Source organism: Pseudomonadota bacterium (genome assembly GCA_023229365.1).
Classification (GTDB): Bacteria; Myxococcota_A; Polyangia; order JAAYKL01; family JAAYKL01; genus JALNZK01.
The window spans coordinates 1-8,114 of the sequence record JALNZK010000181.1 but is presented as its reverse complement, the minus strand read 5'-3'; the positions used below and the strand labels follow the sequence as shown (position 1 = coordinate 8,114).

The 8,114-nt window shown below is 67.5% G+C and carries 8 protein-coding genes; 4 read left to right on the top strand and 4 right to left on the bottom strand.

All coding sequences use genetic code 11. The features are described 5' to 3' along the window. The 4 genes from groEL to M0R80_30000 all read right to left on the bottom strand — a co-directional run. Positions 1 to 678, bottom strand: a 678-nt coding sequence (groEL, locus tag M0R80_30015) for a chaperonin GroEL (GenBank protein MCK9463875.1), incomplete at its 3' end; no start/stop codon positions are given. Positions 679 to 697: 19 nt separating this feature from the next. Next, positions 698 to 985: a co-chaperone GroES gene (gene groES / locus M0R80_30010; protein MCK9463874.1), complete on the bottom strand. Its 288-nt coding sequence runs from the start codon at positions 983 to 985 to the stop codon at positions 698 to 700. A 153-nt stretch (positions 986 to 1,138) separates the two neighbouring features. Continuing rightward, positions 1,139 to 2,179, bottom strand: a complete 1,041-nt coding sequence (locus tag M0R80_30005; GenBank protein ID MCK9463873.1) for a hypothetical protein — start codon at positions 2,177 to 2,179, stop codon at positions 1,139 to 1,141. 152 nt (positions 2,180 to 2,331) lie between these two features. After that, positions 2,332 to 4,782: a sulfatase gene (locus M0R80_30000; protein ID MCK9463872.1), complete on the bottom strand. Its 2,451-nt coding sequence runs from the start codon at positions 4,780 to 4,782 to the stop codon at positions 2,332 to 2,334. Between the two features lie 236 nt (positions 4,783 to 5,018). Between M0R80_30000 and M0R80_29995 the strand changes: the two genes are divergently transcribed. The 4 genes from M0R80_29995 to M0R80_29980 all read left to right on the top strand — a co-directional run. Further along, positions 5,019 to 6,152 carry a PEGA domain-containing protein gene (locus M0R80_29995; protein MCK9463871.1) on the top strand — a complete coding sequence of 378 codons (1,134 nt, stop codon included), beginning with the start codon at positions 5,019 to 5,021 and terminating at the stop codon, positions 6,150 to 6,152. Between the two features lie 15 nt (positions 6,153 to 6,167). After that, positions 6,168 to 7,352: a DUF1566 domain-containing protein gene (locus M0R80_29990; GenBank protein ID MCK9463870.1), complete on the top strand. Its 1,185-nt coding sequence runs from the start codon at positions 6,168 to 6,170 to the stop codon at positions 7,350 to 7,352. An 11-nt stretch (positions 7,353 to 7,363) separates the two neighbouring features. Further along, positions 7,364 to 7,852 (top strand): DUF1566 domain-containing protein, encoded by a 489-nt coding sequence (locus M0R80_29985; protein MCK9463869.1) that lies wholly within the window; start codon positions 7,364 to 7,366, stop codon positions 7,850 to 7,852. Between the two features lie 20 nt (positions 7,853 to 7,872). Further along, on the top strand, positions 7,873 to 8,114 hold a 242-nt coding region (locus M0R80_29980), incomplete at its 3' end, for a hypothetical protein (GenBank protein ID MCK9463868.1).

Genomic DNA, 8,114 nt, shown 5'->3' with positions numbered 1-8,114 from the left:
CTTCTTCTCGTGGATCAGGATGAGCGCGTCCTCGTAGACCGTCTCCATCCGCTCGGGATCGGTGATGAAGTAGGGCGAGAGGTAGCCGCGGTCGAACTGCATCCCCTCCACGACCTCCATCGTGGACTCCATCGCCTTGGCCTCCTCGATCGTGATCACGCCCTCCTTGCCGACCTTCTCCATCGCCTCGGCGATCATCTCGCCGATCGCCACCTCGCCGTTCGCGCTGATCGTGCCGACCTGCGCGATCTCGGTGCGGCCGCTGACCTTCTTGCTCATGCCGGCGAGCCCCTCGATGATCGACACCACCGCCTTGTCGATGCCGCGCTTGAGCGACATCGGGTTGTGGCCCGCCGTCACGAGCTTCGAGCCCTCGCGGTAGATCGCCTGGGCGAGCACGGTCGCGGTCGTGGTGCCGTCGCCCGCGACGTCCGACGTCTTGGAGGCGACCTCCTTGACCATCTGCGCGCCCATGTTCTCGAACTTGTCCTCGAGCTCGATCTCCTTGGCGACGGTCACGCCGTCCTTGGTCACGAGCGGCGAGCCCCACGACTTCTCGATGACGACGTTGCGGCCCTTGGGGCCGAGCGTCACCTTCACGGCGTTCGCGAGCGTGTTCACGCCCTTCAGGATGTGGTTGCGGGCGGACTGCTCGAAAATGATCTGCTTCGCTGCCATGTCACTCCTCCTCTTTCCGTTATTCGATCACCGCGAGCACGTCGTCCTCGCGCAGGATCACCATCTCTTCGCCGTCGACCTTCACCTCGGTGCCCGTGTACTTGCCGAACAGGATCTTGTCGCCGGCCTTGAGGTCGAGCGGCCGGATCTTGCCGTCCTCGAGCAGCTTGCCGGAACCCGCGGCCATGACCTTGCCCTCGAGCGGTTTTTCCTTGGCGGCGTCCGGGATGATGATGCCGCCCTTGGTCTTCTCCTCGGACTCGAGCCGTTTCACGAGCACGCGATCACGAAGTGGTCTGATTGCCATGATGGTCTCCTTTCTCTATCTTTTCGCTGTGTTGCAGATGTTTTCACCGTTGAGCACTCCCCAGCCCGGACCGCTCAACGCGGTCGAAAGATATACACACCGAGGAAATGGTCAAGGGGAGGGGGAAAAAAAGACCGGGCGCCGCGTCGGCTGTCAGGTGCAGTCGGTGGGGCAGGTGTCCGCCTGGTTTCCCGAGAAGTTGAAGCTCAACGGGGGCTCGTCGAGCTCGACGAGCAGGCCGCACGCCTCGCACTGGGGCAGGACCGGGTTGGAGATGACGGTCAGGTTCGGGCAGATCGCGAGATCGGTCATGTCCAGGCTCGCGAGGAGATCGTTCCCCTGGACGTACAGGTAGTCGCCGACGTCGGTGACGTTGCCCAGCCCACCGAGGCTCGTCAAATGGCCGTTGTCCGAGACGTACAAGTTCCCGCCCACCGAGGCGAATGCGCCGAGGCCCGAAAGGCTCGCCAGGGCGTCGTTGTCGAAGATCTCGAGGTTCCCGGAGACGGAGGTGAGGCTCGTCAGGTTCGCGTTCGTCAGCGCGGGATTGGAATCGATGGTGATGCTCCCGTCCTCCGACATGATGCCCACTGAGTTGACCGCGGTCAGGCCCAGGCTCGCCAAGTCGGGGTTGGATGCGACTTCCAGGCTCCCTCCCACCGACTGGAGGGCGCTCAAGCCGGACAGGGTCGTCAAGCCGGCATTGCCGGTGATGTTCAGGTCCCCGTTCACGTCGAAGAGGGCGCTCAGCCCCGAGAGGCTCGTCAGGGTTGTGTTGTTCTCGATGATCAGATTCCCGCCGACCCATTGGAGGTTCGGCAGATCCACGTCGGTGAGCACGGACGTCGTGATGGTCAGGTCGCCGCCGGTGAGGCACGTCCACGGCTCCAGCGTGGCCACGTCCGAGGCGTCCGCGATGGTGAGGTCCCCCCAGTAGCACTCCGTGTCCGTCGGCCAATCGTCGGTATCGATGTCTGTGTCGCCGTCGGTGTCGGTGTCCATGTCGGAATCGCCGTCGGTATCGGCGTCCACGTCGGAATCGGAATCGCTGTCGCTGTCCGAATCCGTCGATCCGATCGGCCCTTTCGGCGGCTGGGAGCCCCAGCACCCGGCCGAGAACACGGTGAGCCCGAGGACCATCGTCCCGAGCGTTGTCGGCAAGAGCGTCTTCATCGTGCGCATCGCTTTACCCATCCGTCGAGCTGCCCCGTTCATGATAACAATGATCGAAAGCCCGAGCACGGCGCTTCCATTAAAGCTATCGCGCTTGGCCCTGACTTCCTTCCTGGTAGGTTCTGTGCGCCGGGAAAACCGCGCCGCCGTTGGGCGCCGTGAGCCGGGCTCGGCTACTGCATGTACCCGAGCTGCCGAAGCTGCGCCTTGAGCTCCTCGGGGATCTGCTCGGCCTTGTCCTCGGCGCCCTGCGGCTTGGCCGCGGCCTGGGCCGCGATCTTGCCCGACGCCCACGCCGCCTTGTCCGGCGCGCCGATGAACTGGCCGAGCGCGATCCTGAGCGCCCGCACCGCGATCGGGTAGCGCTCGTCCGCGTCGGTCACCTCCCGCGGATCCTCGACGAGGTTGTGGAGCGACGTGTTCACCGGGCCGCGCATCTTGAGCTTCCAGTCGCCCTTGCGCACGCTCCACTGGAGGTTGCGGTCGTCCGCCTCGCTCCAGAAGCTCGAGAACGCCGCGCCCATGGGATCCGGGGCCGCGCCGTTCGCGGTCGGGATCAGGCTGCGCCCCTCGACGCCCGCCGCCGGCGCCTGGCCGAGTGCGGCGAGCACGGTGGGCAGGACGTCGCAGAGCCCGACGTCCTCGCGGATCCGCTTGCCCGCGGGCACGACGCCCGGCGCGCGGACGACGAGCGGGACGTGCAGCAGCTCCTGGAAGAGCGTGTGGCCGTGGCCCACCGACTCGTGCTCGAAGAACTCCTCGCCGTGATCCGCGCACACCACGATCATCGTGTCGTCGAGCAGCCGGTCGCGCGCGAGCGAGTCGAGGAACCGGCCGAAGTGGCGGTCGTGGTAGGTCACCTCGCCGTCGTACAGCGCCTCGAGGTGGCGCCTGTCGCGCGGCTCGAGCACGACGCGCTTCCGCTTGAACGCCTCGAGCAGCTCGCCCGTGCCGCGCGGCACGATCGGCCCGGTGTACGGCTCCGCGTCGTAGAGCTTGAGATCCTCGGCCGGCGGATCGTACGGGACGTGCGGATCGATCGTCTGCACGTAGGTGAAGAACGGCTTGCCGGCCGCGACCTGCGCCTGGATGAAGGCGACGACGTCCGGGAACAGCTTCTCCGCGGTCGAGGGCTTGTTCTCGCGGATGTAGTTCACGTACTGCGTCCAGCCGCGGTTGAAGCCGAACTCGCCCGCGAGGTAGCCGTTGGCGATGAACGCGCCGGTCGCGTAGCCCGCGGCCTGGAAGATCTCGCCGGCCATCTTGATCGACGGGGCGAGCCGCGACGAGTGGCCGCGCGCCTTGTGGGTGTCCGGGTAGAGCCCGGTGAGCACCGACGCGCACGACGGCTTGGTCCAGTTGGCGGTCGCCTGGCAGCGCTCGAACAGCGTCGCCTCGGACGTGAACTTGTCGAGCGCCGGCGACTTGACGTGGGTCTTGCCGTACGCCGAGAGCTTGTCCGCGCGCAGCGTGTCGATGAGCAGCACGATCGCGTTCTTCGGCCGGCGGGACGCGTCCTCCACCCGCGGCGGCGCGATCCGGATCGCCGGCGCGCCGAGCGCGACGCGGCTCCCCTTCTCGCCCGCGATCTCGATATCGAGCCGCGCGAGCTTGCCCGCGGCCTTGCCGAGGCTCCACATCTGATCCTGCCACTCGCCCGCGGCGATCGACGCGTCCGCGACGTCGACGGTCGCCATCGTGTCCGCCGGGGTGAGCCGCACCTTGAGCCCGACGGGCGCCGGCTTCTGCGCGTCCCCGGGCGGGACGCACGCGGCCGAGACGCACAGGCTCGACGCGGCGGGAACTTCGAGGTAGTACGACAGCGTCATCGGCACCGGCAGGAGCAGCGAGTCGATCTCCTTGCCGTCGATCTTGTGCGGCCGCCTGAGCTCGCCGAGCTGCGGCGCCTCGAACGGATCCGCCCCCGCCTCGCCCTCGGGGATGATCCGAAGGTAGTCGACCGCGAACGCCGCGAGCGAGCCCGCCACCTTGTTCTCGTGCTCGCCGTACACGAGCTTCAGGAGGTTCTCGCCGGCCTTGGCCTGCTCGATCGCGCTCGTCGCGCGCACGACCTCGAAGTCGCCGCCCTTCATGGTCAGCTTCGTGAGCGGCGCGTCGTTCAGGTAGATCGAGAACCACTCGACCCCGGCCTTCTTGACGCGGAGCTCGAACGTCAGCGGCCTCGGCTCGGGCAGGCTGAAGTAGATCCGCGACGGCGAGCGCGTGGCCCACGTGTACGCGAGGCCGTTCATGTCGACGTCGTTGTCGAAGCCGCTCATCCAGCCGCCGAGCGTGTACTTGAACCGCGCGGCGGTGCCGAAGTCGACGTACTCGCCGTGGTGGCGGATGTCCGCGAGGTGGAGCGCGTCCATGAGGTCGAGCGCGCGCGTCGTCCCGTCCCACGGCGTGCCCTTGGCCGCGACGTCCGGCGGCGCCGCGCCCGGGCCCCCGGCCTTGCCCTTGTCGTCGCCGCAGCCGAACGGCAGCGCGCAGGAGAGCGCCGCGCCCGCGCCCACCACGAGGAAGTCGCGTCGGGTGAAGAACCCCGGACGGCTTTCTCCGCGCGGGGCGAAGTAGGTCGCGAGGTCGTCCGCGCGGCCGGATTCATTCTTGTTGTTCGTCAATGTCGTCCCGTTCCTGATCGATATCGGCCCTGCACCGGGCATAGCAGATTGCGTTTCATGGAAAAAGAAATGCGGGCGGGCGCGCGATTATTCTGGAAAAATAGAGGACGTTGATTGAGCCGGGGGGGCTCTGGTATGCTCCCGTCACATCCGCTTTGGGACGTGATCATGGGATTGGGTGGAGGCGCGATCCGTTCGCACCGCACCCCGCACGGTCACGAGAAACGGGGATTGAGATGCATCCGAGTGAAACGAAGAGGCTCATGGCCGTCCTCGCGGCCGCCGCGCTCCTGCTCGCGGTCGCGCCGCGCCTCGCGGCGGCGGATGATCAGGAGGTCGCCAAGACGAAGTTCCAGGATGGGATGGCGCTCATCAAGGAGGAGAACTACCCGGCCGCGCTCGCCGCGTTCGAGGAGTCGTACGAGCTCGTCCCCAAGCCGGGGCTCCTCTACAACATCGCCATGTGCCAGAAGGCGCTCTTCCGCTATGTCGACTCGATCGCGTCGTTCAAGAAGTACCTCTCGGCCATGGGCGCGAACGTCAAGCCCGAGATGAAGCTGAACGTCGAGCAGGCGCTCGCGGACATGCAGAAGCTCGTGGGCACGATCCTGATCGACGGCGCGCCGGGAGGCGCCGAGGTGTTCGTGGACGATCGCGCGGTGGGCCGCACCCCGCTGAAGGACGCGCTGCTCGCGGATCCGGGCCAGCACTCGATCCGCGTGGAGCGGGACGGCTACAAGCCGCTTCGCACCGAGGTGAACGTGGCGTCCGGCGCGACGATCGCGGTGCGCGCGAAGCTGCGCGCCGTGGCCGCGTGGATCGAGATCGCGTGCGAGGCCGGGGAGGCGGTCGTGCACCTCGACGGCAAGGTCGTGGGCGGCTGCCCGTACGAGGGCGAGGTGCAGCCGGGCGAGCACGAGGTGAAGGTGCTGCAGGCGGGCAAGGCGCCGTTCGTGCGGAAGGTCCAGGTCGCCTCGGCCGGCACGGCGACCGTGGCGGTGTCGCTCGAGGCGGGCGGGGCAAAGGAGCCCGACGGGGCGAAGCGGCCGCGCGGCCTCTTGATAGGCGGGATCGCGGCGCTCGCCGTGGGCGCGGGCGCGGGGGTGCTCGGCGGGGTGTTCGCGGCCAAGCGCGGCGACGCCCTGGACACGGTCGAGAACCCGGCGTCGCGCGACGAGTACGACGCGGCGGGAGAGGACGCGCAGACGGCGCACGGCGTGATGATCGGCGGGTTCGTCGGCGCCGGCGTCTTCATCGCCGCGGGCGTCGTGCTGATCGTGCTCGACCGGCGCGGCAGGGAGAAGATCGAAGGCGACGCGGGCGCCGTGGCGGTGCGCGCGGCTCCCGGTGGGATCGCCGTGGAATTTTAGGGGGGGGATACAACCATGGAGACGATGACGATGCGCCTGACGGTCGCCCTGTTCGCGTCCCTCCTCGCGGCCGGCTGCCTGAGCCTGCCCGGGTACAGCGGTCCGGACGGGTCGACGGACACGGACACCGATTCGGACACGGACACGGACACCGATTCGGACACGGACACGGATTCTGACACCGACACGGACACGGATTCCGACACCGACACGGATACCGATACCGATACCGATTCCGACACGGATACGGATACGGATACGGACACCGACACGGATCTCGGCGATGTCGGCGACCCGTGCTCGGGAGACCTCGAGTGCGAGACGTTCCTGCACTGCCAGAACGACGTCTGTTGCGCGGACGGCTCCACGTGCTGCACGAGCGAGACCCATTGCTCGGTCGGGAACAGGGCGTGCAACTCGACCACCGCCTCGTGCTACGGCGACTGCTTCACGCCTGCCGAGACGGATTATATGTGCGCGGCCGGCTACCACTGCGAGGATCTGACCGGCTGCGTCGTGGATCTCGTCACCGGCGGTTGCGACGAGGCGTCGGACTGCGCGAGCGGCGAGTGCCTCGCCGACCATTGTTGCGAGAACGCCGGGCTGTGCTGCGAGGCGGCGGTCGACTGCTCGGAGTGGTTCTACGCCTGCGACATGGCCGGGCCCTCGTACCCGATGACCTGCGCGTTCGCCGATTTCTCGATTCCGGACACCGGGCTCGGCGACGACGCGGCCGACTGCTACGACGCGACCAACGCGCGGGTCGCGTGCTCCGGGTTCGTCTCCCCCGCCGACTACTCCTCCCAGGACGGCCACTTCATCGGCAACGGGCGCAACCTCACGGAGCCCACCGCCGGACAAATCCTGGACGGCCTCTCCGGCCTCATCTGGCAGAAGCCCGCCGCGCCGCTCACGGACTACGCCGGCGCCGTGGCCGTGTGCACCGGTGACTGGCGCCTGCCGAAGCGGCACGAGCTCGTCACCATCCTGGACTTCGGGATCTCGCCCGCCGAGAGCTGGTTCGTCGATCCGATCTTCAACGCGCCGGCCTCGACGTCGAGCGGAGGGCTCTTCTGGACCTCGACGGACGTTTCGGACGGCACCGCGACCGAGGTCTGGGCTATCGACTTCCTGTCCGGCGCGGTCCGGCACTTGAACAAGACGAGCGGCACCGCCTACGCGTGGTGCGTGAAGCCATGAGGAGGTCGACGATGCGCAAGCACACGAGCGTATGGATCATCCTGGGCGCCGCTGCCCTCTGGGCCGCCACGGCGGCCGCCACGACGCCACGGTTCGTCATGGGGGGCATCGAATCCTTCCCGACGGTCGTCGATCAGCAGACCGATCTGGAGTGGGCCACCGGCGACGTCCCGGCGGGCTCGTCCTGGGTCGTCGCGCTCTCCCATTGCGATCAGCTCGACTACGACGGCCACGCGGACTGGAGGCTGCCGAACGTCACGGAGCTAGCGTCGTTAGTTGAGGAGAACAAGACGACTGCGCCGGCGGTCAACACCGCGTTCTTCACCTCCGCCGGTTTCACGATCGGGGCGTACTGGTCGTCGACGACGCACCCGCTGAACGTGGGGACGGCGTATGTCGTGTGGTTCAACGACACCGGGAACGAGGTCGCCAGGGGAGGCGTGTCGAACGTCGCGAAGACCACCTCCAGGAACGTGCTCTGCGTCCGAACGGCCGAATAAAGGAACAAGGGGGATACAAGATGCGCCATGTTACGTGGTTGATCTGCTGGGCGGCCCTGCTCGGAGCTGCCTGCTCCGACGGCGGCACGAATGACTCGGACGCCTCGACCGACACCGACACGGATTCCGACACGGACACGGATTCGGATTCCGACACGGATACCGACAGCGATTCCGACACGGACACCGATACCGATTCGGACACGGACATCGACACGGACACCGACACGGACACGGACACGGACACCGCCACGGACACCGC

Coding starts and splice junctions, on each gene's coding strand:
- M0R80_29985 (MCK9463869.1), top strand. CDS start 7,364: ATGCGCAAGCACACGAGCGTATGGATCATCCTGGGCGCCGCTGCCCTC.
- M0R80_29995 (MCK9463871.1), top strand. CDS start 5,019: ATGCATCCGAGTGAAACGAAGAGGCTCATGGCCGTCCTCGCGGCCGCC.
- M0R80_30005 (MCK9463873.1), bottom strand. CDS start 2,179: ATGGGTAAAGCGATGCGCACGATGAAGACGCTCTTGCCGACAACGCTC.
- M0R80_29990 (MCK9463870.1), top strand. CDS start 6,168: ATGGAGACGATGACGATGCGCCTGACGGTCGCCCTGTTCGCGTCCCTC.
- groES (MCK9463874.1), bottom strand. CDS start 985: ATGGCAATCAGACCACTTCGTGATCGCGTGCTCGTGAAACGGCTCGAG.